Source organism: Bacillus sp. 1A (assembly GCF_052682215.1).
The window spans coordinates 5,094,864-5,119,785 of record NZ_JBQYLZ010000001.1 but is presented as its reverse complement, the minus strand read 5'-3'; the positions used below and the strand labels follow the sequence as shown (position 1 = coordinate 5,119,785).

Here is a 24,922-nt window from a genome sequence, read left to right as displayed (position 1 = left end):
AAATAAACGAGAATAGCGCAACATACTAGTGTAGAAGGGTAGGTGTAAACCGTTGTGGTAAAAGTACGCAACGGGTAGAAATGGAAAATGAATCAAGAATTTTAATTGTAGACGATGAGGATCGTATTCGTCGTTTGTTGAAAATGTATTTAGAAAGAGAACAATACACAATTGAAGAAGCGGACAATGGTGATACAGCTTTAGAAATGGCACTGCAAAATGATTACGATTTAATCCTATTAGATCTTATGATGCCAGGTAAAGATGGTATTGAAGTGTGTAAAGGGGTTCGTGAGAAAAAAGCGACGCCAATTATTATGTTGACAGCGAAGGGTGAAGAAGTAAACCGAGTACAAGGGTTTGAGGTAGGAACTGATGATTATATTGTGAAACCATTTAGCCCACGTGAAGTAGTGCTTCGTGTGAAAGCGGTCTTACGCCGTTCTGTACCAACAACGTTCTTTACACAAGATACAACGACAAAAGATGTTACTGTGTTCCCTCATTTAACAATTGATAATGATGCACACCGTGTTACAGCAGATGGTAATGAAGTAAACTTAACACCGAAAGAGTACGAATTACTATTATTCTTAGCGAAAGCGCCTGATAAGGTATTTGATCGTGAGCAATTGTTAAAAGAAGTATGGCAATATGAATTCTTCGGAGATTTACGTACAGTTGATACGCATGTAAAGCGTTTACGTGAGAAGTTAAGCAAAAAATCACCAGATGCTGCGAAGATGATTGTTACCGTTTGGGGCGTAGGTTACAAATTTGAGGTTGTGAACGACTGATGCTTTGGAGAAGTGTAGTAGGGAAGTTATGGATGACTATATTACTTCTCGTTTCGTTTGTTCTTGGATTTGTTGCGATTTTACTTTCACAGTTTTTTAGAACATATTATGTTGATATGAGTGAAGCTAGGCTTCAAAAAGTTGCAACAAGTGTTTCAGAGTTAATTGAAGAAGGTGCCGATGTAAAAACGATTGAGAATATCGCGTACAAATTCTCTGATCCCCTTTCAAGGATTATTATTGTAGAAGATGGTAAAGAAATATCTTCTTCGCCGAAACAAGAAGGGTTAGTCACTCTTACAATGGATGATTTGAAAGAAGATAAAGAATTAGCGGCTGTGTTTACAGACAAAAAAGAAATTAAGAATAACATTAGAAAAGCCTCTAATAGTAGAAAGAATAAAAACACTGAAAATGATATTATGATTGTCGGAAAACCAGTGCATTCAAAAAATCAAAGTGCAGTGTTCGTATACGAATCTTTACAAGTACCGATACAAGGTATGGAGAGAACGACTGATTTTATATTCTTATCAGCAGGGATTGCGATTATATTAACAACGTTCTTTGCATTCTTCTTATCTACTCGAATTACAGCACCACTCCGTAAAATGCGTGAGGTTGCTTTTGAGGTCGCGCGTGGGAAGTTTGATGCGAAAGCACCTATGGTATCTCAGGATGAGATTGGTGAGCTTGCAACGGCCTTAAATCAAATGGGGAAACAGTTGAAGTTTAATATGAATGCCTTGCAGCAAGAAAAAGAACAGTTAGCAAGTATTTTAAGTAGTATGGCAGATGGGGTTATTACGTTAAATCAAGAAGGTGAAGTCGTTGTAATTAATCCGCCGGCTGAACATTTCTTACAAGTTTGGCAAGAGGAAAAGGAAGTAGAGCTCAGTAAAAAACTACCTTCTGAACTTGTTGAACTATTCCATCTCGTTGTAGAAAGTGAACAACAACAAGTGGTTGAAATTAATTTACAAAAAGGGAACTATGTAGTTCTTATGACGCCGCTTTACAACCAAACGAAAATTCGTGGCGCTGTAGCTGTATTACGTGATATGACGGAAGAACGCCGTCTTGAGAAGATGCGTCAAGACTTTATTGCAAACGTATCACATGAACTTCGTACACCGATGGTAATGCTTCAAGGGTATAGTGAAGCGATTTTAGATGATATTGTGCAAACGAAAGAAGAAATTAATGAGTTTGTTCAAATCATTTATGATGAATCTGTTCGTTTAGGTAAACTTGTAAATGAACTATTAGATTTAGCGCGTATGGAAAGTGGTAATGTAGAGTTACATATAGGTGAAGTTGATATTCATCCTTTCGTTGAAAAAATAGGTCGTAAATTCCAAGGAATTGCAAAGGATAAAGAAGTCACATTAACAGTTGATTTCCAAAATCCAATTGAGCAATACCCATTTGATGCAGATCGTATGGAACAAGTATTGACGAATTTAATTGATAACGCAATTCGTCATACGAATGCAGGCGGACATGTAACGCTTGTAATTAATACGATAAATAATGGTCTTACTTTTGAAGTACAAGATTCGGGCGCTGGCATTCCAGAAGAAGATATTCCATTTTTATTTGATCGTTTCTACAAAGCTGATAAAGCAAGAACACGTGGGAAAAAAGGTGGAACAGGACTCGGGCTTGCGATTGCAAAAAACATTGTGCAAGGCCATGATGGTAAAATTGCTGTTTCAAGTGTTGTTGGAGAGGGAACTACATTCTCTGTATATTTACCAAATCGTATAATTTAGATATACGTTTTTAAAGTTGATAATGAATAAAGTTCTACTGTTATTTATTTTTTTGTAAAATCAATTAAATAAATAACAGTAGAACTTTTTTTCTATCTTAGTCGAATGAAGAATAGCAAGAGGGGTGTCGTGAAGCGATGAAATTATACACGAAAACAGGAGATAAAGGGACAACAAGTGTAATAGGCGGCAGAGTGGATAAAGATAATATCCGAGTTGAAGCATATGGCACGATAGACGAGGCGAATTCTCATATTGGATATGCAATGACTAAGCTACAAGGCGGATCTTTTGGAGATATTTACAATGAACTTGAAAATATTCAACATGAACTATTTGATTGCGGGGGAGACTTGGCGATAGTAGAGGGGAAAATTCCTTATAAAGTAACGGTTGAAATGGTTGAAAGCTTAGAAAGAAGGATTGATTCGTATATAAAAGAAGCACCGCCGTTAGAGCGTTTTATTTTACCGGGTGGAAGCGAAGCGGCAGCTGCTATTCATATTGCACGTACAGTTGTAAGGCGAGCAGAACGATGTGTAGTGTCCTTGCAAAAAGAAGGGGAAATAAATGAAGTTGTTCTAAAGTATGTAAATAGATTATCTGATTATTTGTTTGCGGTAGCTAGAGTAATAAACGCTCGATTACAAGTAAAAGATGTGGAGTATAATCGCAGTGCAATCGTTTTTCGTGATAAAAACGAAAAGGAAGTGGAGTGATTCACTTTCTTTTTTTTGTATACTTTTTTCTGTAATATACCAAAATAAGAGAAGGTATGGTGTTAATTAGAAAACGGAGGATGTATATGAAAGTGTTAAAATGTGGCGTCATGTTATTGACGGTATTGTTTTTATCTCAATTACATGTGTACGCAGAGGGAAATCAATGGACATGGCCTGTTGAAGGGCAGATAAGTGATTATTTTGGGACAAGGCATGGAAAACACTACGGTATAGATATAGCAGCACCGATTGGCACGCCTGTGGCAGCTATTCAAGAAGGTAAGGTAACAAAGTCTTATTATTCAAGTAGTTATGGAAACGTTGTATTTATTAAACATGGAGAATATGAGGCCGTGTATGCACATTTAAATAAGAGATATGTAGTTCAAGGGGATTATATTTCAAAAGGAGACATAATTGGAGAAGTAGGAAATACAGGAGAATCGAGAGGTGCACACTTACATTTAGAAGTTCATCAAGGAAGATGGACGATGGCGAAAAAGAATGCGATGAATCCATCGCTTGTTCTAAATGAACAGAGAAATGAAGTTGTTTCCTCATCCTTATATGTCGTCCAAAAAGGGGACACTTTAGTTAGTATTGCCCGGAAATTTAGTATGTCAGTTAAGGAAGTTAAAGAAAAAAATGGACTGCAGCAAGATCGGATTTATCCAAATCAACAATTATACGTAAAGTAAAAAAAGAGCTAGTTAAACTAGCTCTTTTTTTTACCAAAAAATAAAGACACATATAAATCCAGAAATAGCTAAGTAGCTATATAAGTAAAATACTTTCGTTCTTGTTTTTTCGTTCGTTCGAAATAGTACAATAGTCGGTTCGATTAAACCGATTGTCAAACAAAGTAAACCAAGAAGCATACAACCGATTGAAATGGAGTACAGGGCGATTTGTGGTGCTTGAAATGGAATCATCCATTTTAATAAAAATGCAATAAGTGCAGTGTAGCAAATGCTGCCGATGTATTTATTCAACGGTGCATTAGAACGGAACCCTGGAAGTTTTTTTAAGAAAGAGCGGGAAACAACTTCAGTTTGTAAAGATGTGTGCTCTTCAATTATTTTTTGAGCTTCTTTTCCTTTTTGGAAAAGGGATAATATCCAGTTTCGCTCACCTTGAAAAATAAATTGAGAAGTTGTCAAATAATGATCCACCTTCACTTTATTCCAACTCTTCCATGGGTGACGCTCACACAGTTTTAATTTACTCTCTGTTTTTTTATCATACTGATAAATACTGATGCCATCTTCATCGAAAGCAGCATAGTATGTCTCGCTTGAGAATGTGCCTAAATCAATTGGACAGTAGAAAAGTAATTCTTTTTTTAAGTAAAAGTATTCTTTTCTTAAGTTTTTTTTCATTGCTTCTCGAATAGAGTGTCTCTTTTCTTTTTTCATGACATTTCCTCCATAATCCAGAAAATGTTCTTATCTTAACAATTCAACATCTTATCACTTTTCATTATATATGACTAGGGGATTCATAGGGGAAATGCCGAATACTAAAAAATCTGGGGTGTATTGTAAAATATAGTGATTGGTTTTGGTTATATAAAATTAATAACTTATTTTTAATAAGTTACGCTTTTTTTGTTCACAATACGATTATGTTGTTGTATAATAAAGTGGAAAATAGAATATCGGTCTATCTTCGGGGCAGGGTGAAAATCCCGACCGGCGGTGATGAACTATATGTGATTTTGTTCTAAGCCCGCGAGCCGTTAAGGCAGGATTTGGTGTGATTCCAAAGCCGACAGTATAGTCTGGATGGGAGAAGATGGAGGTTCAAGCGTTCAAAAAAGATATGGATTTGAACGTCTGTTTGATGTGCCTTAAATTCTCCCTTTGTGTAAAACACAAAGGGTTTTTTCGTTCTATGAAAAAGTAGGCATAGCAGAACCTTTCCACTTTCCATGAGATGATCGATGGAAAAGGAGAGAGAAAGATGAAACAAAAAAACAGTGTAGTGCAGATGGTGAGTGTAGCGATGCTAAGTAGTATTGCATATTTACTGATGATGTTGGATTTCCCGTTTCCAGGGCTTCCGCCATTTTTAAAAATTGATTTTAGTGATGTACCAGCTCTAATTGCAGCAATTATTTTCGGGCCAGTTGCAGGGATAATTGTAGAGGCGATAAAGAATATTTTACATTACGGGATTCAAGGGAGTTTAACGGGAGTGCCAGTTGGAGAAATTGCTAACTTTATTGCAGGATGTTTATTTATTGGACCGGCAGCTTTCTTATTTAGAAAGTATCGTACTGTTAAGAGTTTAACGACAGGATTAATGCTAGGGACAATTACAATGGCGCTCATTATGAGTGTATTAAATTACATCATTATATTCCCAGCTTACACTTGGTTTTTAAATTCACCAGCTATGTCTAGCGAGGCTATAAGAACAACGGTTGTAACGGCAATCTTACCATTTAATTTGATTAAAGGAATTGTTGTGACAATTGTATTTGTAGCGTTATTCTCACGCCTGAAAGTATGGGTGTTTGCAAAAATGAAAAATGCATAAAATATAAAATAAAACCATTAGTAGTATGGAACTACTAGTGGTTTTTTATTAAGTAGAATGAAAATAGAAAACAAAAAATATCCCTCATATGAATGAGGGATATTTTTTGAAGTTAATAAAAGACTATTCGAATTTTAAAGAGTCGCCATCAAATGATTCATCAGCAACTTTAATTGAGTCAGTTGGACAACCTTCGAATGCATCCATCATATCTTCAATTAATACATCTGGAATTTCAACGATACCTTGGTTATCGTCTAACGTTACAAATGCAATACCTTCATCATCATAATCATAAATGTCTGGTGCAGCAGCGCCGCAAGCACCACATGCGATACAAGTATCTTTATCAACGATTGTATATTTTGCCATCTTTTTTCCCTCCTGATAATATGTATGTGAAAAGCTCGCCATAAAAATTATAACCTTATTGTAAAACGGTTTTTAAAACTTTTCAACATAAAATTATAATGATAATCCTTATCAATTAGAGTGTCAACTAATTTTTGCATTATGTCATAAGATTTTCAAAATACGTAAATGTTATTTCGTTTGGTACAATATACTATATACAAGTACATAGTGCCGATATGATAAGTTTAATGAGTAACATAGAATAGTGCAATCATACTAAAAAGTAATTAAGCTAGATTGAAAGGTGGAAGCGGTAATGCAACTACAATATACTTTATTGTATTGTTTAAAACAATTGAATGGTGAAAGGACCGTTTCTTCTATTTATTATTTATTAAAAGGAAAACGATCTTCGCAAACGTTACAAGATGGAAATATGTTCCGAATTTCATTTTTGTTTGGAATATATAAATCGTTAAATAGAACAGACTATGATCGGGAAGTTGCAAAGTTGTTGCAAGTAGATTTGATTCGAGAAATACATGAAAATACATATTTGTTAACATCTAAAGGTAAAATGCAGTTACATACATGGGAGGAAGTGTATGCTTTTCCCACGTATTTACATGGTTTACACTATGGTGAATTAGGTGAAACATTTTGGAAACGATTATCATTAATTATTCAAACTATATCTAATTTACAACAGAATAATACGAAGTTTATTCCCATTCAACAAGATACAGAAATAATGATGTGGGTAAAACGTTTTTTAACAGGTATACCATATAGGCGAAGTGAATTGGCTAAAAGATTATGGAAAGAAATACATAATCTTTTAGGAAAAGGTGATGTGGTAGAAGCGACGATTGTAACATATAGATTAACAGGATATGAACGTATCGGTTGTACATTGCAGCAATTAGCGGAAATTACGAAACAAGATATATTCCGGGTGTATTTTTTATTTTGGGGTACAATTCACTTCTTTATACAAGAAGTTCACGATAAAGAAAATGAATTTCCGCTATTGGCTGAGATTATCTCTTATCCAAATGAGAGAGCTGAATTATTTAGTTTATCAACGAAAAAAACATATAATTTTTGGAGACAAGGACGCTCCTTAGATGAAATAGCGACAATTAGAAATTTAAAGGTTGCAACGATAGAAGATCATTTTGTTGAAATTGCTTTGCGGGAAAAAGAGTTTTCAATCGAGATGTTTATGGAAAAAGACAAAATAGATAAAGTAACAAAAGTAATTGAGACATTACAAACACGTAAGTTGCGTGAGTTGAAACAAGCGGTTGGAGAGGGTATCTCTTATTTTGAAGTTCGTCTTGTATTGGCGCGGATGGAGGGTATAAATGAAGCTTGAGGAATATTTATATAGATGGTTTGGATATTCTGAATTTCGTACAGGGCAAAAAGGGGTAATTACAGATTTATTAGAAGGAAAAGATGTTATAGCAATGCTCCCGACTGGAAGGGGGAAGTCTATGTGCTATCAACTTCCAGGGCTAATGCAAGAAGGAACCGTGCTTGTTGTATCACCATTATTATCTTTGATGGAAGATCAAGTTACACAATTAAAGTATGTTGTGAAAAACCGAGTAATAGCATTTAATAGTTTTCGGACATTACATGAAAAAAGAGAAGCGATGAAAAAATTAGCTTCATATAAATTTATTTTTGTTTCACCAGAGATGTTGCAGTCGGAAGTGTTAATAAGAGAATTGAAGAAAGTTCATATTTCATTATTTGTTGTGGATGAGGCTCATTGTATTTCACAATGGGGTTATGATTTTAGGCCAGACTATAAAAAACTAAATGTAGTCATTGAAAATATCGGGTCTCCTACGGTGCTAGCATTAACGGCAACAGCGACAAAAGATGTACTCCGAGATATAGCAGAGAGCTTAGATTTGAAGAAAGTGACGCAGCATGTATACTCTATTGATCGTCCAAATATTGCGATGGAAGTACAATTTGTGGAGACGATAGAAGAGAAGAAAGAAGCGCTTTTGAACCAGGTGATGTATTTACAAGGGCCAGGGATTGTATATTGTTCAAGCAGAGCGTGGACAGAACGTTTAACGGAGTATTTAAGAGGAAAAGGCGTGACTGGTGTTGCTTTTTATCATGGTGGTATGGAACATGAAGAGCGTATGTTAATTCAACAGCAGTTTATGAATGACCAGTTGCAGCTTGTAATATGTACAAGTGCTTTTGGTATGGGAGTAAATAAGTCGAATACGAGCTATATTATTCATTTTCATTATCCGACTAATATAGCTTCCTATTTACAAGAAATCGGAAGAGCTGGAAGAGATGGTGAACCGAGTATAGCTATCTTACTATGTAGTCCGTTAGATCACGATTTACCAATTTCAATAATTGAAGATGAATTGCCAAGTCAGTCGCAAATACAATTTTTATTCTCTTTACTACAAGAAAGAATGTTTCAAACGAAAGAATTACCAATAGAAGAGGTAGAAGAAATTTGTTATAATGCAGCAAGATTTAATGAACAATATTGGCGCTTCATCCGCTATCATCTTGAACAGCTTGGAATCATACAACAGCGAAAATTAAAATTAGAGGGCTTGTCAGATGAAATTATGAACAGATTAATAGCTGAAGTAGAAATAAGGCTACGTAATAAATATAGTGAGCTAGAAAACATGAAATCGTGGATACAAGTGAAAGAATGTAGGCGTGAATATTTGTTACAACAGTTCGGTTATAGAAAAGAGAACGAGTTGAAAAATTGCTGTGACTATTGTGGTATTACAAAAACAGATTATAAAAAAAGACAAGCGCAACAATCGGATTTCGACTATAATTGGGAAACAGAGTTACAAAAGCTTTTCGGTCTAGAAAAGATGGGGGAATGATGAACATTCAAAGGCATAATATTGAAGATATGAGTCCGAAAGAAATAAGGCTGAATCTGTATATCACACAGTTCATTATTATCGGTATCGGTTGTTTACTAGCATATGTATTATTCCGAGATATAAAATCGGTGTATAGTCTGTGGAAGTGGGAACCGGTGTCTATACTTATAATAGGTGGCTTGTTGGCGATTGGTATTGTGTTATTAGATTATGTTGCAATGCGAGTATTTCCAGAGTCTTGGTTTGATGATGGTGGTATTAACGATAAGATGTTTCAAGGAATGTCAGTTATGCACCTACTCGTTATTACGTTCATTATCGGCTTTGCAGAAGAATTTTTATTTAGAGGTGTAGTGCAGACGCACTTTGGAATTGTAATAGCTAGTTTAGTATTTGCAGTGTTACATATTCGGTATATAACAAAGCCATTTTTGTTTTGTTTCGTCTGTTTCATTAGTTTTGTCTTTGGTTATGTATTTGAATGGACAGGAAATTTATTTATAACAATCTTTGCACACTTTCTTGTTGATTTTATAATGGGACTCCAATTAAGAAAATAAATGGAAGGTGGTGGTGAACAACATGAGAAAACGAATTCCTGATTTCGAAGAGGAATTAGAAGTTGAGCGAGTGGAAGAAAAAGAAAGTTTACCGCCGCGTAGTGAAATTCATAGAAATAAAGAGAAAAAAGAAAAGTTTAAAATGAATCATATTTTCGTCCGAGTTTTAACATTTCTATTCATATTACTACCAATTAGTATCTTATGGTATACAGATAAATATATTCAGGTGAAAAGTGATGGTAATAACGCTGGGAAAAGTGCGTTTGAGGTCATTTTCTTTGATTCAGCTAAATCTGAGTCTGAGGCAACAACTGAGAAAGTAGTAACGCATACGGTAAAAGAAGGAGAAACTTTAGAAAGTATAGCGAAGCAATATTTTTCAGATGAAACTGGGATTGAAGTGATTAAAAAGTATAATGATTTACAAGAAGATGAAGTGAATGTAGGTCAAGAAATAAAAATTCCCATAAAAGATAAGTCCGCAAAACAGGATAGCTAGTAACATACCTACTATAAAAACTGAGGATTATCTTTCTGCGGAAGGGAGTGAAAAATATATGATATGGATTATCTTATTAAGTGCTCTCATATGTATTGGTATTATATTTCTTCTTGTAATGTATACAGAAGCGATGCGTAATACTGTGTTAGAACATACTTTACTTTTTGAAGAATTTCCGAAAAGTTTTCAAAAAGTAAAGGTGTTTTTTATTTCTGATATTCATAGAAGGGTCATTTCAAGTTCATTAATTGAACAAGTAAAAGGAAAAGTAGACCTTGTAATTATTGGTGGTGATTTAGCGGAAAGAGGCGTCCCTTTATCGAAAATTTCTGCGAATATACAAAAGTTAAGAGCGATAGCTCCTGTATATTTTGTGTGGGGAAATAATGATTATGAGATTGAATATCATGAATTAGATGCTTTGTTATTAGAAAATAATGTGAAAGTTTTAGATAATACAAGAGTTGTATTTGAATCTGAACTAGGAGAAAAAATTTGTTTACTCGGTGTAGATGATGTTGGTTTGAAGCGTGATCGTTTAGATTTAGCTTTGGCTGATTGCAAAGAAGATGGTTTTCGCATATTAATTAGCCATAACCCTGATATAATAAATAAAATGTCTGGAAAAGAACAAATTTCACTTGTGTTAAGTGGACATACACATGGAGGACAGATTCGATTATTCCCATCTAAAAAATATTTAAAAGGTGGCGTATATAAGCATTCAAATATGACTCTTTTTGTTAGTAATGGGTATGGAACAACGTTGATTCCACTTCGCTTCCGAGCACCTGCTCAAACACATATTATTACGTTATGCGGAGGGAAATGATGCCAACTCTAAACGGGAAATATAACATAAAAGCTGTTTCGAATATAATTGGAATTCAGCCGAGTACGCTTCGTGCATGGGAAAGACGATATCAAATTATTGCCCCAAAGCGGAATCATGCGGGGCATCGATTATATACAGAAGAGCATATTCAAATTTTGAAATGGTTAATGGACAAGGTTTCTTCTGGCATGATGATTGGACAAGCAGTTCAATTATTAGAAGGGAATCGTTTGCAGAGGAATGTTCAAAAAGAAATACATTACGATAGAGAAGTTGTTTTAGTGGACGATTTACTGCAAGCTTTGTTAAAATTTGATGAAATTACAACTTCTGCATTGTTAAACGAGGCTTTCAGTATTTATGCAACAGAAAAAGTCATAGCAAGTATTGTTCTTCAAGTGTCAAATAAATTGTTAACGTTAAAAAATAATAATGAAGTTACAATGGTGCAATTCCAATATGTCGTATCATTTTTACAAACTCGTCTAGGAATGGTGTATCATAATGCATCATCATTTTCTTCTATACACAAAGTTGTCGTGTTAGAAAATAATATGTTGAAAGGGTTTGTTTTCTCAACGTATTTACGCTTAAAAGGATATGAGGTGATATATATTAGGTCAAGCTTAGCGGAAGATGGTATTTTGTTAGCTGTTGAGCAAATACAACCTACATATGTAGTAGTCTCTTTTGATGAGGAACGAGAACTTAAGAACGCGATGAAGGACATGAATTTGTTGCAAGAAACAAGTGAGAAACTTTCTGTTGGGTTTATAGGAGAAATAGGTGCTCGAGATCAGTTGAACATTCAAACATGCCTAATTGGTGATACGAAAGAAGAATGGGATGATTGGTTAAAAATGTTAGAATAGTTGTTCGAAAAGAACCATCTATTTTCTATTTCATATAATAAAAATTATATTCATTGGTTACGTAGGGAGGGTATGAGATGAGGCTGGAACGATTAAATTACAATAAGATAAAAATTTTCTTAACATTTGATGATTTATCTGAACGAGGATTAACGAAAGAAGATTTGTGGAGAAATGCACCGAAAGTACAGCAATTATTTCGTGATATGATGCAAGAAGCAAATAAGGAACTAGGGTTTGAAGCGGATGGTCCGATTGCAGTTGAAGTATTTTCTCTACAAGCGCAAGGAATGGTCGTAATTGTAACGAAAGAACATCAAGATGTGGATACAGATGATGAGTTCCGTGACGAGTTTATTGAAATGCAAGTGACTCTAGATGAAAGCGAGCATATACTTTATGAGTTTGCTACACTAGATGACGTAATTAACCTGTCGAATCGTTTATATAACCTTGATGTAACTGGCGGAAAACTATATACGTGGGATGGGCGTTTCTATCTTTGGATGGAAGAAGAGGAGCAAGTTCAATTACTGAAGGCAGATTTTATAGCTATTTTAGCGGAATATGGTAATCCGTCTACAGCAACTATTTATCGTCTAATGGAGTATGGTAAAGAATTAATGGCTTCTCAAGCAATTGAACAAATACACAATTACTTTGTGAAAAAACAAAACCTTAGCTAATATAACAAAGCTAAGGTTTTGTTTTTTATTTGGAGAAACATAAAATATTGGTTTGAAAATGTCAAAACGATTAATGGTATAGCGGGAATCATAAATATTTGGGCGCTCTTTACTATACTTAAAAATATCTTCTTAAGTTGTTATATATAAGTAAAATAAAAAATATTTAAATATTTAAGTATTTTACTTTTCTAAAAGCAATAAAAGGACTATAATGATAGTGAAAACGCTTGCAACAGGAAATAGTTTGTATATATTTGTTAGCGTTTTCTATTGCATTCCAAATTTAACGGTGTATACTAGGCAATGAAGGTTTACTAAACAAGTGAAATTACAGGGGGTTTACTTACTATGGTAGCCGAAAAGGGAACTCAAACAAAAACACAACAACAAAGGGAACAACATTTTGAACTATTGAATTCGACACAAATTGTTATTAGTGAAGCATTAGAAAAATTGGGTTATCCAAACGAAGTATATGAATTATTAAAAGAACCAATTCGTATGATGACAGTGAAAATACCAGTTCGTATGGATGACGGGACTGTTAAAATATTTACAGGATATCGTGCACAACATAATGATGCTGTTGGTCCAACGAAAGGTGGAATTCGCTTCCATCCGAATGTAACAGAAAATGAAGTGAAAGCACTTTCAATCTGGATGAGTTTAAAATGTGGTATTGTTGATTTACCATACGGTGGAGGTAAAGGTGGAATTATCTGTGACCCACGTGAAATGTCATTCCGTGAGTTAGAAAGATTAAGTCGCGGTTATGTACGAGCAATTAGCCAAATCGTAGGACCGACGAAAGATATTCCAGCTCCAGATGTATTCACAAACTCTCAAATCATGGCATGGATGATGGATGAATATAGCCGTATTGATGAATTTAATTCACCAGGATTTATTACAGGTAAGCCACTTGTATTAGGTGGATCACATGGACGTGAAACAGCAACGGCGAAAGGTGTAACAATTTGTATTCGCGAAGCTGCAAAAAAACGCGACATTGATATTAAAGGTGCACGCGTTGTTGTTCAAGGATTCGGTAATGCTGGTAGCTTCTTAGCTAAATTTATGCATGATGCAGGCGCGAAAGTTATTGCAATCTCGGATGCTTACGGTGCATTGCATGATCCAAACGGATTAGATATTGATTATTTATTAGACCGTCGTGATAGCTTCGGTACAGTAACAAAACTATTTAATAATACAATTTCAAACAAAGAATTGTTAGAACTTGATTGCGACATTTTAGTTCCAGCTGCAATTGAGAACCAAATTACAGAAGAAAATGCTAATAATATTAAAGCGAAAATCGTTGTTGAAGCTGCAAATGGTCCAACAACATTAGAAGCAACTAAAATTTTAACAGATCGCGGAATTTTACTTGTTCCAGACGTATTAGCAAGTGCTGGCGGTGTAACAGTATCTTACTTTGAGTGGGTACAAAATAACCAAGGTTACTACTGGACGGAAGAAGAAGTAGAACAACGTTTAGAAAAAGTAATGGTAAGATCATTTGATTCTATTTATGAAACAGCACAAGTTCGTAAAGTGAACATGCGCTTAGCTGCGTATATGGTCGGTGTTCGTAAAATGGCTGAAGCAAGTCGCTTCAGAGGTTGGGTATAATATTATATCGTGAGAAAACGTGATTCCTTTCGAGGGAATCACGTTTTTTTGTTGAAGTATTAGTGTGAGGTGTTGTATATGGAAAATGAAATGATGGAACGAGTAGAACAATTAGAAGAAAAGGTTAAGAGGTTAGAGGGAGAACTCTCAAGAACGATGAAAGCCCGAAAAACAAGTAACGTTCGGATGTTCGGAGAAGGACTACTGTTTTTAATATTTGGTGCAGTTGTAGTAGGGCCGATTATCGCTTTTGTAATCTCAATTCTTACTTGGATTGTTGAAAAATAAAATAAAAACAAAAAGAACGCTTGTTCTATACGAACAAACGTGCTATACTTTCCTTAGATAAACAAAACGGAAATGATTTTAAGGAGAGATAAATGATGAAAATGACAGTAGACCAAAGATTTATGATGCCAGCAGATGTTGTAGAACGAGTGGAAGTATTAAGAAACAAACAAAGTAAGCGCGGCACATTATTACAATCTGTAAATAAATTTTTCGGTTTAGATACGAAAGAAGATTGTGTTTGGTTTTACGGTTTTTATGGAGTTGCTGTAAGTATTTTATTATTTATGGTGTTCACATCAAATATTTTCGATTTTCTCTTCGCGTAAGAAATATGCGATAAGGACATTGCTACCGAATACATATATAAAGAAGTAAGGTAATCTTCTGAAGCGGGAGTTGGTAGTAATGGCGATGTTTCCTATAGAGCGTAACTATATTGGGTATGGAAGTTCACGACCGGGAATTCCTCTTTCTAAAGTAAGGTTTATTGTAAGTCATGATACGGGGAACCCTGGTAGCAATGCGATAGGGAATCGGGATTATTTTAATGAAATACAACCGAAAGCTTCGGCACATACATTTATAGATGATAAAACAATATTGGAAATTGTTCCTATAAATGAAGTTGCCTATCACGTTCGATATGGTGTGCCGACAGATAATGACTTATATGGTTATGATGCTAATAAGGCTGCCATTGGAGTGGAACTTTGTTATGGCGGTGATGTTAACTTTTGGGAAGCATATACCCGTTTTACGTGGTATCATGCGTATTTATGTCAAAACTTCGGCTTGAATCCGAAGAAAGATATCGTATCACATAAAACACTTGACCCAGCTAGAAAGATTGATCCTGAAAATGTATTAGGGAAACAAGGTATTAAATTTCAGCAGTTTTTAGCAGATGTCTATCGGATGTACGTTTCGTTTAGATGACAAATATATGAAAAATGAATACAATAAAGATAGGTGCCTACTGCTGTAAGTAGGTTTTTTCTTGTTTTTATAAATAGCGTATTGGTAGAAGACTAGGAGTGAGCTGAGTATGCAGAAAGAAACAGCTATCATAATTGGAGGCGGTCCGTGCGGATTAGCAGCAGCAATTTCGTTGCAAAAGGTAGGGATAAATCCGTTAGTAATTGAAAAAGGAAACATTGTAAATGCGATTTATAATTATCCAACTCATCAAACATTTTTCTCTTCTAGTGAAAAATTAGAAATTGGTGATGTAGCTTTTATTACAGAAAATCGTAAGCCAGTTCGAAATCAAGCGCTTGCGTATTATCGTGAAGTAGTAAAGCGTAAATCTGTACGTGTAAATGCTTTTGAGCGAGTGGAGAAAGTACAAAAAGATGGAGAAGTTTTTCATGTTGAGACAACAAAGCGTGACGGAAGTACAGAAATATATATAGCGAAATATGTTGTTGTAGCAACTGGATATTATGACAATCCAAATTATATGAATGTTCCCGGCGAGGAACTGAAGAAAGTAGCTCACTATTTTAAAGAGGGACATCCTTATTTTGATCGAGATGTAGTAGTTATAGGTGGGAAAAACTCGAGTATAGATGCCGCGTTAGAACTTGTTAAAACCGGTGCGCGTGTAACGGTTTTATATCGCGGAAGTGAGTATTCACCAAGCATTAAGCCGTGGATTTTGCCGGAGTTTGAGGCGTTAGTACGAAGCGGCACAATTCAAATGCATTTCAGGGCTCACGTGAAAGAAATTACTGAACATACAGTAACGTTTACAGTCGATGATGAGGCATATACAATCCAAAATGATTTTGTATTTGCGATGACTGGTTACCATCCTGATCATAGTTTCTTAACGAAGATGGGTGTTCGGATTGATGAAGAAACAGGACGTCCGATTTATGCAGAGGATACAATGGAAACGAACGCTGAAAATATTTTCATTGCAGGTGTAATTGCTGCTGGAAATAATGCAAATGAAATATTTATTGAGAACGGTCGATTTCATGGGGATGCGATTGCGCAAACCATTGCGTCAAGGGAAATATAAAAAGAAGCTGTCGAAATAAACTTCGACAGCTTCTTTTTAATTGTGCATAAACATATTTTGGATTGTTTCATGAGAATTTGTATTCTCTAATGCAACTAATAATTTAATACGTGCTTTTTGAGCATTTAAACCGTATGTGAATACAATACCCATATCTTTTAATTGTTTGCCGCCACCTTCATATGAATATACATCTTGCACGATGCCATTGAAACAGCGAGAAACTAATACGACAGGAATTCCTTTGTCGATTAATCGTTCTAGACTAGGAAGTGTTCTTGGAGGTAAATTACCTTGTCCAAGTGCTTCAATAACAATCCCATCTACTGGAAGGTTTTCAATTGCTGCTAACAATGTATCGTCCATACCAGCGTATGCTTTTAGAACAACTACGTTTTTAGAAACCTTATTTACTGAATATGTTTCATGGTGTACTAAAGCGTGATGGAATACAACGCCGCGCTTTGTTACCATACCAATTGGGCCATACTGTGGACTCTGGAATGTTGCCACGTTACTTGTATGTGTTTTCGTTACATTTGTAGCGCAATGGATTTCGTCGTTTAATACGACTAAAACACCTTTTTCAGCAGCTTCACTACAGCTAGCTACTTTTACAGCCGATAAGAAGTTATATAGACCATCAGCACCTAATTCATTACTAGAACGCATTGCACCTGTTACAACGATCGGAATAGTTGCTTGCACTGTTAAATCTAAGAAATAGGCTGTTTCTTCTAATGTATCCGTACCATGCGTAATGACTACGCCATGAATGTTGTCTTGTTTTACTCTTTCATCAATGATGACTTGTAATTGTAACATTTCGCTCGGTGTCATATGAGGAGATGGTAGATGGAACACGTCTTCAACGATTAAATCAACATCGCCTTCTAAATCAGGAATAAATTTTAAAAGAGGATTTTTTTCACCTGGCTGTACGACCCCAGTTTCTTTATCTTCCTCCATTGCAATTGTTCCACCTGTGTGTAAAACTAGGATTCTTTTCAATGCTTATACCCCTTTCAAGTTGAAAAATACATTTAGAACATAACATGTTTTGAGTAAATTCGACAATGGAAATGTATAAAAGTATGCCTCGAAAATGACAATAAAGTTAGCTGCTATATATACGATGTATAAAATCACGAAACGAAATGTGTAAATGTAGGATAGGAGGGAGCAATTACATTGAAAAAGATGGAGAAAATTTTTATTCGTATATTAGTAATACAATTCATTTGTCTTTCTGTTGTGCAATTGTTATTTATACATAAGTCATCAGTGAAATATTTATCTAAAATTGTTTATTATGAAGGTGTCATGGTAAAAAACAAAGCAGAAATCTTACAGGTGAATAGGTAGTTTTCATTTTCTTCTATGGAGGATTATGCTACAATAATTGAGGATTTAATGACGTGAAGCAAATGAGAAGAAGCAGGAGAATACCTGCTTTTCGTTTTGTTTTATAAGTGAAAAAATGAGGTGTTACAATGGATAAACGAATTTCAATTGCTATAGATGGTCCAGCAGCTGCTGGAAAAAGTACGGTTGCAAAAGTTGTGGCAAAGAAACTTTCTTACGTTTATATTGATACAGGCGCAATGTACCGCACGATTACATATGCAGCCCTTGAACAAAAAGTGGACATTGAAAATGAAGAGAAGTTAATGGAAGTTGTAAAGAATGTAAATATTGAGTTTCAGCAAGGAGAAAATACACAACTTGTATTTTTAAATGGACAAGATGTTTCTGAAGTAATTCGTACACCTGAGGTGACGAATCGAGTATCTATTGTGGCGAAACATCGCCTTGTTCGTGAAGAAATGGTACGTCGTCAACAAGAGTTAGCGGAAAAAGGCGGCGTTGTAATGGATGGCCGTGATATTGGTACACATGTGTTACCAGATGCTGAAGTGAAGATCTTTATGCTTGCTTCTGTTGAAGAAAGAGCAGAAAGAAGACATTTAGAAAATATAAATAAAGGTTTCGATTCTAATTTAGAGCAGTTAAAAAAAGAAATTGCTCAGCGTGATAAATTAGATTCAGAACGCGAGGTTTCTCCTCTAAAGAAAGCTGATGATGCATTGGAATTAGATACAACTTCTTTATCAATTGAAGAAGTTGTCCAAAAAATTATGAGTATTGTTTCAGGAGTGTTTGCGAAATAAAGAAAGGGGATAACCTCTTTCTTTTTTTGTTTATATAGAAATGTAAAGGATGCGTGAATTGTGAGTCTCTTTCCTTGACAAATGATCGGATTTGTAAGAAGTTAGTAAAAGAAGGATAAAACTTTCAGAATATATTCGCTATTATATTTCAAAACATACTTTCTTCAAGATGATTTTGCTGTATACTATTTATATAGGTTTAATATATTTTCTAGTGAAATGTATGAAAACTGAGTATGTGATGATAAATTCTTAAACATGCAAATGAAAACATATGTTTTCATTTCGTATATACATAAAAAATGCTTTGTCAATTCTGTAGGGAGGTATTTCCATGGTAGAGAAAATGAATGAAGAAGTTATGGATTCAAAAGAATTACAAGTTGGTGACGTTGTTACAGGTTCTGTAACGAAAGTTGAAGAGAAACAAGTGCTTGTAAATGTTGGATACAAAACAGATGGCGTAATTCCAATTAGTGAATTAGCTAACGTTCATATTGAAAAAGCAAGCGATGTTGTAGAATTAGATCAAATACTAGAATTAAAAATTATTAAATTAGAAGAAGATGATCTTGTCTTATCTAAACGTGCTGTTGATGCAGAAAAAGCATGGGTAGAATTACAAGAGAAATTTACTTCTGGTCATGTGTTTGATGTTACTGTAAAAGATATCGTGAATGGTGGATTAGTTGTGGACCTTGGTGTTCGTGGTTTTATCCCAGCTTCACTTGTAGAAGTACATTATGTAGAAGATTTTACTGACTATAAAGGCAAAACATTAGCCGTGAAAATTGTTGAATTAGACCGCGAAAAAAATCGTGTAATCCTTTCGCATAAAGCAGTAGTAGAATTAGAACTAGATTCTAAGAAAAAAGAAGCGATTTCTTCATTAAAAGAAGGAGACGTTGTTGAAGGAACAGTGCAACGATTAACGGATTTTGGTGCTTTCGTTAACGTTGGTGGTGTGGACGGTTTAGTTCATATTTCACAAATTTCACACGAACGTGTAGAGCAACCTTCTGAAGTATTAGAGCAAGGTCAAAAGGTAAAGGTAAAGGTATTATCTGTTGATGCTGATACACAACGTATTTCTTTATCAATTAAAGCAGCACAGCCAGGACCTTGGGAGAATGTTGCTGGCGAAATAAAAGCTGGAGATATTCGTGAGGGAGTAGTAAAACGTCTTGTTACATTCGGTGCATTCGTTGAAATTTTACCTGGCGTTGAAGGTCTTGTGCATGTATCTCAAATTGCAAATCGTCACGTGAAAAATCCAAATGAAGTATTGGAAATGGGACAAGAAGTAAAAGTGAAAGTGCTTGAAGTCCATGTTGCAGAGAAACGTATTTCTTTAAGTATAAAAGAAACGCTTGAGGAAAATAATGTAATTGAGGATTACAGTCAGTATGAACCAAATGCTGATTCTGCTACTTTCCAATTAAGTGATATTATTGGTGAACAACTGAAAAAATTAAAGAAATAAAGAGGGGTACAAGTGGTAAGGGCAAAACGTAAATTAGATCATATTGAATACGCTCTTTCTACTGGTCAGTCTCGTACGCATGGCTTTCATGATATTGATTTTGTGCATCAAGGATTGCCAAATTCAAGTTATGACACAATAACATGTGAAACAAAAATCGGCGAACTTTCACTAAGTTCGCCGATTTTTATCAATGCGATGACTGGTGGTGGGGGAGAGAAAACGTTACATATTAATGAGCAATTAGCATATGTAGCGAAACATCATAATCTTGCTATGGCTGTAGGGTCGCAAATGGCGGCGTTAAAAGATGAAAGTGAGGCTGCTTCTTATACGATTATTAGAAAGGTAAACCCAAATGGTGTTTTCTTTGCTAATTTAGGTAGTGAGGCAACTATCGAACAAGCAGAGCGTGCCGTTGATATGATTGAAGCGAATGCATTGCAAATTCATTTAAATGTCATACAAGAGTTAACGATGCCAGAAGGAGACCGTGACTTTACTGGTGTACTTCAGCGCATTGAGAAAATTGTATTAAATAGTAAGGTTCCTGTCATTGTGAAAGAAGTTGGATTTGGGATGAGTAAGGAAACCGTACAACAGTTAGCGAGCATAGGTGTAACGGCAATTGATATTGGTGGACAAGGTGGTACAAATTTTGCTGCTGTTGAAAATGAAAGAAGACAGCGAATGCTTTCTTATTTTAATAACTGGGGCATACGAACAGCAACCTCGATTATTGAAGCAACCTCTACAAATAATAACCTCTCTTTTATTGCATCTGGGGGTATACAAACAGCGCTTGACGTAGCGAAAGCAATCGCATTAGGGGCGAATACAACTGCGTTTGCTGGATACTTTTTACGTATTTTAATGCAAGATGGTATCGAGAAGTTAGTGGATGAAATTGATCTTTTACATACAGATTTGAAATTTATTATGACAGCTCTTGGTGCAAAGACGATAGAAGAGTTACAGGCTGTACCTCTTGTTGTAAAGGGCGAAACGTATCATTGGTTAACACAGCGTGGTATTGATACGACGCATTATAGTAGAAGATAAAAAAATCAACCGTTTGGTTGATTTTTTTGTTTTTGTTCGTTTTAGTAATATAAGGTGAGGAATGGAATTAATATTCTATCAAAATAAAATTATTCCTATATAAACACTATCTTGTGCAAGTTGCGACTGAAAAAGAGGCTGGAAAATGTAGATAGTTTTCTACTGAATTATTGGGGAGGGTTTAATTTTGTAAAGGAAAAATAGGTAGAGATAAAAATAAACCATAGAAAAATTCGGATGTTAAATATTATTTTGATATAAGTAAAAATCATTAAAATAATTATGTAAAAGACGGTTTCGTACAATATCGAAACCGTCTTTTTGTGTTCATTAGTGCTGATTTTGTTTTCGGGCTTGCTCTGGTGTATCCAGCCCAGTTGCACCCGGATATTGTAGTGATTGGTCACGATCAGATTCAACGCGTCGTGATTCTCTTAGTTTTCGTTCTTGACGATCTTTACCCATAATGAATAGCACCTCCTTATTAAAAGTGTTGCTGTTATATGAAAAAACTATGCGCGAAGAAAGTGGATTAACTTTCATAAAAAGTTCCCATAATGGAAAACATAGGAGGTGAAATGATGGAAGGGAGTACTTTTTATTTTTTAGCTTGGATAGGGTGGATTGTTGTAACTTTTTTTATGAAAAAGGACTCTATGCGGTGGAAGATAAGCGCTTGTATATTGATTTTTATTATTTGCTCTCCGTTACATGTAACGATTGCTTCATTCACGGTATCAGTAAATGCACTTTTGCTTTGTATTGTTGCTTTTATAGGAATCGCACTATATTCTATTTGGAAAAAATTATATAGCTTACTTTCGGCACTTATTATTGCAATGTTATATACAAGTTTTCATTTGTTAGAAGTATATGATCCGATTTGGATTGTGGTGGACAGGTTGTTTTTGGTAAGTGGTGCTCTTGTGTATGCATCGGTTTTATTGCATGAGGATCGCATATTACGATTATGTTCTCTTTATATAGGAATGTTACAGGGGGAATTGTTAGTGACACTTATTTTTCGAAAACTACATTTCCCTTATGATTACGGAAGTTTAGCGTTTTTTGATATCGTCGCCGTTGCTACATTTTTCATGGCAATTTTGTTTTGGATTGCAAAAGCATCAGTATACATGGAACAGTTCAAGAGGAAATCACGTAAAAGAAAGGCGAGGGTAATACATGACTGAATATACACCGGCCATTTTATGCGGAGTAATAGCGGGGACAGTAACGAGAGTGCTAATGCTCCGGACAGATACGCGTCAATATCCGACGAGGCTCCACGGGAAAATTATTCACGTTGCGATGGGGTTAATTGCAGCGGCTTTAGGAGCGATTGCAATTCCGTCAATTTTGAAAAAAGATTTTTCTGCTATTACATTTCTTACATTAGCAGCAACACAGTTTCGTGATGTGCGTAATATGGAAAGAAATACCCTTCAACAATTAGATGGATATGAGCTCGTACCGCGTGGAAATACATATATTGAAGGGATTGCATTAGTTTTTGAAAGTCGAAACTATTTGGCGATGTTAACGTCGTTTGCAACGACGTTTGCGTATATAGGATTCCATTCATGGATTGCTGGAGTAATTATGGCTATAATCGCATTTATTATTGCGAAAAAATTAATGTCTGGCAGAAGGTTACATGATCTTGTTGATATCGAGCATGTTCCACTTCGTTTTGAAGGAGCGGGGCTGTATATTGATAATATTTACATTATGAATATTGGATTACCAGCAAGGCAAGAGGAAATTATGAAATATGGAATGGGCTTTATTTTAAGGCCGAAAACAATTGATGCGATGGTGACAATCTCTAACTTAGGACAACGACAAGCTATTTTACATGATGTTTCTGTTGCTTTAGGGATTTATAGAGATTCTGGTACGCCAGCGCTTGTGCCGCTAGCAAAGCGTGATTTAGAAGATGGTAGGGTTGGGATTTTTGTCTTGCCACAAGATCAAGATGCAGAGAAAGCGATAGGTGTCATAGGGAATGTGCCGACGTTAGAAAGTGCTGTTCATATGTCATCGGAAGCCCCGAAAGGAAGGGGAGATAAAAGATGATGTTAGAAAGTGTAATTCTCGCGGTTATTACAACAACGCCGGAGAAATTTGCTGGTGGTGCCCCTTTGTTTACTTGTGAATCGACAGATGAGTTAGAATTTGTTGCAAATAATTTAGAGGCAATTTTAGATGGTATTGCGCATCGCTTACAAGAGAATGTATATATTATTGTGAAACATTAGTAACGTGTGGTATAATGTGAGGTGTTTTGATACGCTGAGAAATATTCTGGAATGCAAATCCCTTCTTGCACAAAGAAGGGTTTTTTACATAATAAACAGAAGCAAGTTGAAAGGATGAAAGTATATGCCGAAACCAGTAATAGCAATAGTAGGCCGCCCGAACGTAGGAAAATCTACTATTTTCAATAGAATTGTTGGAGAAAGAGTTTCAATCGTAGAAGATATACCAGGTATAACGCGAGACCGTATTTATAGTGCGGGAGAATGGTTAAATCACGAATTTAACATTATTGATACAGGTGGAATTGATATTGGAGACGAGCCGTTCTTGACACAAATTCGTCAACAAGCGGAAGTAGCGATTGATGAAGCAGATGTTATCATTTTTATGACGAATGGTCGCGATGGTGTAACTGCAGCAGATGAAGAAGTTGCTAAAATTTTATATCGTTCTAAAAAACCAATTGTACTTGCGGTAAATAAGGTTGATAATCCAGAAATGCGTAGTGATATTTATGATTTTTATGCATTAGGATTTGGCGAGCCATTCCCGATTTCAGGTACACACGGCTTAGGACTTGGTGATTTGTTAGATGAAGCTGCAAATCATTTTCCAAAGATTGAAGAAGAAGCGTATGATGATGAAACAATTCGTTTCTCTTTAATTGGACGTCCAAATGTAGGGAAATCATCACTTGTAAATGCACTTCTTGGTCAAGAACGTGTAATTGTAAGTAATATAGCGGGAACGACACGTGATGCTGTTGATACACCATATAGTAAAGATGGTCAAGATTATGTAATCATCGATACAGCTGGTATGCGTAAAAAAGGGAAAGTATACGAAAGTACAGAAAAGTATAGTGTACTTCGTGCGCTTAGAGCGATTGAACGTTCTGACGTTGTTTTAGTCGTTTTAGACGGAGAAGAAGGAATTATTGAACAGGATAAAAAAATTGCTGGATATGCTCATGATTCAGGACGTGCTGTTATTATCGTCGTAAACAAATGGGATGCAGTGAAAAAAGATGAAAAAACAATGAAAGCATTTGAAGAAAACATCCGTGCTCATTTCCAATTTTTAGAGTACGCACCGATTGTATTCTTATCTGCGAAAACGAAAAAACGTACACAAACATTATTACCAGTTATTAATGAAGTAAATGAAAGCCATAGTATCCGTATTCAAACGAACGTATTAAATGATGTAATTATGGATGCGGTAGCGATGAATCCAACACCAACTCATAATGGTAGCCGTCTGAAAATCTTCTATGCGACACAGGTTGCGGTAAAACCACCAACATTTGTTATATTTGTAAACGATACAGAATTAATGCACTTTTCATATGAGCGCTTCTTAAAGAATCGTTTACGTGAAGCGTTCGGTTTTGTAGGAACGCCGATTCACATTATCGCTAGAGCAAGAGACTAATGGAGAGG

General features: G+C 35.4%; 29 protein-coding genes and 1 riboswitch. Of the genes, 25 read left to right on the top strand and 4 right to left on the bottom strand.

Annotated features, from left to right (window positions below):
• Nucleotides 1-80: 80 nt before the first annotated feature.
• The 4 genes from resD to ACUN0F_RS26140 all read left to right on the top strand — a co-directional run bounded on the left by resD (nucleotide 81) and on the right by ACUN0F_RS26140 (nucleotide 3,992).
• Nucleotides 81-797, top strand: coding sequence for a DNA-binding response regulator ResD (gene resD, locus ACUN0F_RS26155; protein WP_000426862.1), 717 nt, complete (start codon nucleotides 81-83; stop codon nucleotides 795-797).
• Complete coding sequence (gene resE / locus ACUN0F_RS26150; protein ID WP_088083022.1) at nucleotides 797-2,572, top strand: sensor histidine kinase ResE; 1,776 nt, start codon at nucleotides 797-799, stop codon at nucleotides 2,570-2,572. Before resD ends, resE begins: the two co-directional genes overlap by 1 nt.
• Before the next feature lie 137 nt (nucleotides 2,573-2,709).
• Nucleotides 2,710-3,291, top strand: coding sequence for a cob(I)yrinic acid a,c-diamide adenosyltransferase (locus tag ACUN0F_RS26145; RefSeq protein ID WP_445540418.1), 582 nt, complete (start codon nucleotides 2,710-2,712; stop codon nucleotides 3,289-3,291).
• Between the two features lie 86 nt (nucleotides 3,292-3,377).
• Nucleotides 3,378-3,992, top strand: coding sequence for a peptidoglycan DD-metalloendopeptidase family protein (locus ACUN0F_RS26140; protein ID WP_445540417.1), 615 nt, complete (start codon nucleotides 3,378-3,380; stop codon nucleotides 3,990-3,992).
• Between the two features lie 30 nt (nucleotides 3,993-4,022).
• Here ACUN0F_RS26140 and ACUN0F_RS26135 read toward each other — a convergent pair whose 3' ends face one another.
• Nucleotides 4,023-4,709 (bottom strand): hypothetical protein, encoded by a 687-nt coding sequence (locus ACUN0F_RS26135; protein WP_000711800.1) that lies wholly within the window; start codon nucleotides 4,707-4,709, stop codon nucleotides 4,023-4,025.
• 245 nt (nucleotides 4,710-4,954) lie between these two features.
• A riboswitch (FMN riboswitch) is annotated at nucleotides 4,955-5,094 on the top strand.
• Between the two features lie 162 nt (nucleotides 5,095-5,256).
• On the opposite strand from ACUN0F_RS26135, the gene ACUN0F_RS26130 reads away from it, so the two are divergent.
• Nucleotides 5,257-5,835, top strand: a complete 579-nt coding sequence (locus ACUN0F_RS26130) for an ECF transporter S component (protein WP_000810851.1) — start codon at nucleotides 5,257-5,259, stop codon at nucleotides 5,833-5,835.
• A gap of 123 nt (nucleotides 5,836-5,958) precedes the next feature.
• Here the strand turns inward: ACUN0F_RS26130 and ACUN0F_RS26125 are convergent, their stop codons facing one another.
• Complete coding sequence (locus ACUN0F_RS26125) at nucleotides 5,959-6,207, bottom strand: ferredoxin (protein WP_001151994.1); 249 nt, start codon at nucleotides 6,205-6,207, stop codon at nucleotides 5,959-5,961.
• Between the two features lie 298 nt (nucleotides 6,208-6,505).
• Between ACUN0F_RS26125 and ACUN0F_RS26120 the strand changes: the two genes are divergently transcribed.
• The 12 genes from ACUN0F_RS26120 to ACUN0F_RS26065 all read left to right on the top strand — a co-directional run bounded on the left by ACUN0F_RS26120 (nucleotide 6,506) and on the right by ACUN0F_RS26065 (nucleotide 16,502).
• Nucleotides 6,506-7,567 (top strand): helix-turn-helix domain-containing protein, encoded by a 1,062-nt coding sequence (locus ACUN0F_RS26120; protein ID WP_088083019.1) that lies wholly within the window; start codon nucleotides 6,506-6,508, stop codon nucleotides 7,565-7,567.
• Entirely contained in the window at nucleotides 7,557-9,086 is a 1,530-nt protein-coding gene (locus ACUN0F_RS26115) for a RecQ family ATP-dependent DNA helicase (RefSeq protein ID WP_046958919.1), read from the top strand. Before ACUN0F_RS26120 ends, ACUN0F_RS26115 begins: the two co-directional genes overlap by 11 nt.
• Entirely contained in the window at nucleotides 9,086-9,649 is a 564-nt protein-coding gene (locus ACUN0F_RS26110) for a CPBP family intramembrane glutamic endopeptidase (RefSeq protein WP_001025770.1), read from the top strand. Before ACUN0F_RS26115 ends, ACUN0F_RS26110 begins: the two co-directional genes overlap by 1 nt.
• Nucleotides 9,650-9,671: 22 nt before the next feature.
• Nucleotides 9,672-10,151, top strand: a complete 480-nt coding sequence (locus ACUN0F_RS26105; RefSeq protein ID WP_001231547.1) for a LysM peptidoglycan-binding domain-containing protein — start codon at nucleotides 9,672-9,674, stop codon at nucleotides 10,149-10,151.
• 58 nt (nucleotides 10,152-10,209) lie between these two features.
• Nucleotides 10,210-10,986: a metallophosphoesterase gene (locus tag ACUN0F_RS26100; RefSeq protein ID WP_000637808.1), complete on the top strand. Its 777-nt coding sequence runs from the start codon at nucleotides 10,210-10,212 to the stop codon at nucleotides 10,984-10,986.
• The gene (locus ACUN0F_RS26095; RefSeq protein ID WP_445540416.1) at nucleotides 10,986-11,861 is read left to right on the top strand and encodes a MerR family transcriptional regulator; all 876 of its coding nucleotides are present in this window, start codon (nucleotides 10,986-10,988) and stop codon (nucleotides 11,859-11,861) included. Before ACUN0F_RS26100 ends, ACUN0F_RS26095 begins: the two co-directional genes overlap by 1 nt.
• Before the next feature lie 77 nt (nucleotides 11,862-11,938).
• A complete protein-coding gene (locus ACUN0F_RS26090; RefSeq protein WP_001235391.1) occupies nucleotides 11,939-12,547 on the top strand; it encodes a genetic competence negative regulator in 609 nt (202 codons plus the stop codon).
• A gap of 351 nt (nucleotides 12,548-12,898) precedes the next feature.
• Nucleotides 12,899-14,185 (top strand): NAD-specific glutamate dehydrogenase, encoded by a 1,287-nt coding sequence (gene gudB, locus ACUN0F_RS26085; protein WP_000225171.1) that lies wholly within the window; start codon nucleotides 12,899-12,901, stop codon nucleotides 14,183-14,185.
• A gap of 78 nt (nucleotides 14,186-14,263) precedes the next feature.
• Complete coding sequence (locus tag ACUN0F_RS26080; protein WP_000426773.1) at nucleotides 14,264-14,473, top strand: hypothetical protein; 210 nt, start codon at nucleotides 14,264-14,266, stop codon at nucleotides 14,471-14,473.
• A 92-nt stretch (nucleotides 14,474-14,565) separates the two neighbouring features.
• A complete protein-coding gene (locus tag ACUN0F_RS26075; protein WP_001983018.1) occupies nucleotides 14,566-14,802 on the top strand; it encodes a DUF3961 domain-containing protein in 237 nt (78 codons plus the stop codon).
• A 79-nt stretch (nucleotides 14,803-14,881) separates the two neighbouring features.
• Entirely contained in the window at nucleotides 14,882-15,412 is a 531-nt protein-coding gene (locus tag ACUN0F_RS26070) for a peptidoglycan recognition protein family protein (RefSeq protein ID WP_001240648.1), read from the top strand.
• A 109-nt stretch (nucleotides 15,413-15,521) separates the two neighbouring features.
• Complete coding sequence (locus ACUN0F_RS26065) at nucleotides 15,522-16,502, top strand: YpdA family putative bacillithiol disulfide reductase (RefSeq protein WP_001168484.1); 981 nt, start codon at nucleotides 15,522-15,524, stop codon at nucleotides 16,500-16,502.
• A 36-nt stretch (nucleotides 16,503-16,538) separates the two neighbouring features.
• Here ACUN0F_RS26065 and ansA read toward each other — a convergent pair whose 3' ends face one another.
• Complete coding sequence (ansA, locus tag ACUN0F_RS26060) at nucleotides 16,539-17,513, bottom strand: asparaginase (RefSeq protein ID WP_000822014.1); 975 nt, start codon at nucleotides 17,511-17,513, stop codon at nucleotides 16,539-16,541.
• A 180-nt stretch (nucleotides 17,514-17,693) separates the two neighbouring features.
• Between ansA and ACUN0F_RS26055 the strand changes: the two genes are divergently transcribed.
• The 4 genes from ACUN0F_RS26055 (at nucleotide 17,694) to ACUN0F_RS26040 (ending at nucleotide 21,218) form a co-directional block, all read left to right on the top strand.
• Nucleotides 17,694-17,867: a YpfB family protein gene (locus ACUN0F_RS26055; protein ID WP_000738047.1), complete on the top strand. Its 174-nt coding sequence runs from the start codon at nucleotides 17,694-17,696 to the stop codon at nucleotides 17,865-17,867.
• Between the two features lie 128 nt (nucleotides 17,868-17,995).
• Nucleotides 17,996-18,673, top strand: a complete 678-nt coding sequence (gene cmk / locus ACUN0F_RS26050) for a (d)CMP kinase (protein WP_000361262.1) — start codon at nucleotides 17,996-17,998, stop codon at nucleotides 18,671-18,673.
• A 334-nt stretch (nucleotides 18,674-19,007) separates the two neighbouring features.
• Nucleotides 19,008-20,156 (top strand): 30S ribosomal protein S1, encoded by a 1,149-nt coding sequence (gene rpsA / locus ACUN0F_RS26045; protein ID WP_000229549.1) that lies wholly within the window; start codon nucleotides 19,008-19,010, stop codon nucleotides 20,154-20,156.
• Between the two features lie 12 nt (nucleotides 20,157-20,168).
• Entirely contained in the window at nucleotides 20,169-21,218 is a 1,050-nt protein-coding gene (locus ACUN0F_RS26040; RefSeq protein WP_000251026.1) for a type 2 isopentenyl-diphosphate Delta-isomerase, read from the top strand.
• 330 nt (nucleotides 21,219-21,548) lie between these two features.
• Here the strand turns inward: ACUN0F_RS26040 and ACUN0F_RS26035 are convergent, their stop codons facing one another.
• On the bottom strand, nucleotides 21,549-21,683 hold the full coding sequence (locus ACUN0F_RS26035) for a YpzI family protein (RefSeq protein WP_000513900.1): 135 nt from the start codon (nucleotides 21,681-21,683) through the stop codon (nucleotides 21,549-21,551).
• 116 nt (nucleotides 21,684-21,799) lie between these two features.
• On the opposite strand from ACUN0F_RS26035, the gene ACUN0F_RS26030 reads away from it, so the two are divergent.
• The 4 genes from ACUN0F_RS26030 (at nucleotide 21,800) to der (ending at nucleotide 24,914) form a co-directional block, all read left to right on the top strand.
• Nucleotides 21,800-22,411 carry a YphA family membrane protein gene (locus ACUN0F_RS26030; RefSeq protein WP_046955225.1) on the top strand — a complete coding sequence of 204 codons (612 nt, stop codon included), beginning with the start codon at nucleotides 21,800-21,802 and terminating at the stop codon, nucleotides 22,409-22,411.
• Nucleotides 22,404-23,297 carry a YIEGIA family protein gene (locus ACUN0F_RS26025; protein ID WP_000141603.1) on the top strand — a complete coding sequence of 298 codons (894 nt, stop codon included), beginning with the start codon at nucleotides 22,404-22,406 and terminating at the stop codon, nucleotides 23,295-23,297. Before ACUN0F_RS26030 ends, ACUN0F_RS26025 begins: the two co-directional genes overlap by 8 nt.
• Nucleotides 23,294-23,479, top strand: a complete 186-nt coding sequence (locus ACUN0F_RS26020; protein ID WP_000979052.1) for a capping complex subunit for YIEGIA — start codon at nucleotides 23,294-23,296, stop codon at nucleotides 23,477-23,479. Before ACUN0F_RS26025 ends, ACUN0F_RS26020 begins: the two co-directional genes overlap by 4 nt.
• A 124-nt stretch (nucleotides 23,480-23,603) precedes the next feature.
• Nucleotides 23,604-24,914 carry a ribosome biogenesis GTPase Der gene (der, locus tag ACUN0F_RS26015; RefSeq protein ID WP_001125888.1) on the top strand — a complete coding sequence of 437 codons (1,311 nt, stop codon included), beginning with the start codon at nucleotides 23,604-23,606 and terminating at the stop codon, nucleotides 24,912-24,914.
• The last annotated feature ends 8 nt before the right edge of the window (nucleotides 24,915-24,922 follow it).

Bases quoted from the DNA above. Each gene is read 5' to 3' on its own strand.
- resD (WP_000426862.1), top strand. From the start codon at position 81: ATGGAAAATGAATCAAGAATTTTAATTGTAGACGATGAGGATCGTATT.
- resE (WP_088083022.1), top strand. From the start codon at position 797: ATGCTTTGGAGAAGTGTAGTAGGGAAGTTATGGATGACTATATTACTT.
- ACUN0F_RS26145 (WP_445540418.1), top strand. From the start codon at position 2,710: ATGAAATTATACACGAAAACAGGAGATAAAGGGACAACAAGTGTAATA.
- ACUN0F_RS26140 (WP_445540417.1), top strand. From the start codon at position 3,378: ATGAAAGTGTTAAAATGTGGCGTCATGTTATTGACGGTATTGTTTTTA.
- ACUN0F_RS26135 (WP_000711800.1), bottom strand. From the start codon at position 4,709: ATGAAAAAAGAAAAGAGACACTCTATTCGAGAAGCAATGAAAAAAAAC.
- ACUN0F_RS26130 (WP_000810851.1), top strand. From the start codon at position 5,257: ATGAAACAAAAAAACAGTGTAGTGCAGATGGTGAGTGTAGCGATGCTA.
- ACUN0F_RS26125 (WP_001151994.1), bottom strand. From the start codon at position 6,207: ATGGCAAAATATACAATCGTTGATAAAGATACTTGTATCGCATGTGGT.
- ACUN0F_RS26120 (WP_088083019.1), top strand. From the start codon at position 6,506: ATGCAACTACAATATACTTTATTGTATTGTTTAAAACAATTGAATGGT.
- ACUN0F_RS26115 (WP_046958919.1), top strand. From the start codon at position 7,557: ATGAAGCTTGAGGAATATTTATATAGATGGTTTGGATATTCTGAATTT.
- ACUN0F_RS26110 (WP_001025770.1), top strand. From the start codon at position 9,086: ATGAACATTCAAAGGCATAATATTGAAGATATGAGTCCGAAAGAAATA.
- ACUN0F_RS26105 (WP_001231547.1), top strand. From the start codon at position 9,672: ATGAGAAAACGAATTCCTGATTTCGAAGAGGAATTAGAAGTTGAGCGA.
- ACUN0F_RS26100 (WP_000637808.1), top strand. From the start codon at position 10,210: ATGATATGGATTATCTTATTAAGTGCTCTCATATGTATTGGTATTATA.
- ACUN0F_RS26095 (WP_445540416.1), top strand. From the start codon at position 10,986: ATGCCAACTCTAAACGGGAAATATAACATAAAAGCTGTTTCGAATATA.
- ACUN0F_RS26090 (WP_001235391.1), top strand. From the start codon at position 11,939: ATGAGGCTGGAACGATTAAATTACAATAAGATAAAAATTTTCTTAACA.
- gudB (WP_000225171.1), top strand. From the start codon at position 12,899: ATGGTAGCCGAAAAGGGAACTCAAACAAAAACACAACAACAAAGGGAA.
- ACUN0F_RS26080 (WP_000426773.1), top strand. From the start codon at position 14,264: ATGGAAAATGAAATGATGGAACGAGTAGAACAATTAGAAGAAAAGGTT.
- ACUN0F_RS26075 (WP_001983018.1), top strand. From the start codon at position 14,566: ATGATGAAAATGACAGTAGACCAAAGATTTATGATGCCAGCAGATGTT.
- ACUN0F_RS26070 (WP_001240648.1), top strand. From the start codon at position 14,882: ATGGCGATGTTTCCTATAGAGCGTAACTATATTGGGTATGGAAGTTCA.
- ACUN0F_RS26065 (WP_001168484.1), top strand. From the start codon at position 15,522: ATGCAGAAAGAAACAGCTATCATAATTGGAGGCGGTCCGTGCGGATTA.
- cmk (WP_000361262.1), top strand. From the start codon at position 17,996: ATGGATAAACGAATTTCAATTGCTATAGATGGTCCAGCAGCTGCTGGA.
- rpsA (WP_000229549.1), top strand. From the start codon at position 19,008: ATGGTAGAGAAAATGAATGAAGAAGTTATGGATTCAAAAGAATTACAA.
- ACUN0F_RS26035 (WP_000513900.1), bottom strand. From the start codon at position 21,683: ATGGGTAAAGATCGTCAAGAACGAAAACTAAGAGAATCACGACGCGTT.
- ACUN0F_RS26030 (WP_046955225.1), top strand. From the start codon at position 21,800: ATGGAAGGGAGTACTTTTTATTTTTTAGCTTGGATAGGGTGGATTGTT.
- ACUN0F_RS26025 (WP_000141603.1), top strand. From the start codon at position 22,404: ATGACTGAATATACACCGGCCATTTTATGCGGAGTAATAGCGGGGACA.
- ACUN0F_RS26020 (WP_000979052.1), top strand. From the start codon at position 23,294: ATGATGTTAGAAAGTGTAATTCTCGCGGTTATTACAACAACGCCGGAG.
- der (WP_001125888.1), top strand. From the start codon at position 23,604: ATGCCGAAACCAGTAATAGCAATAGTAGGCCGCCCGAACGTAGGAAAA.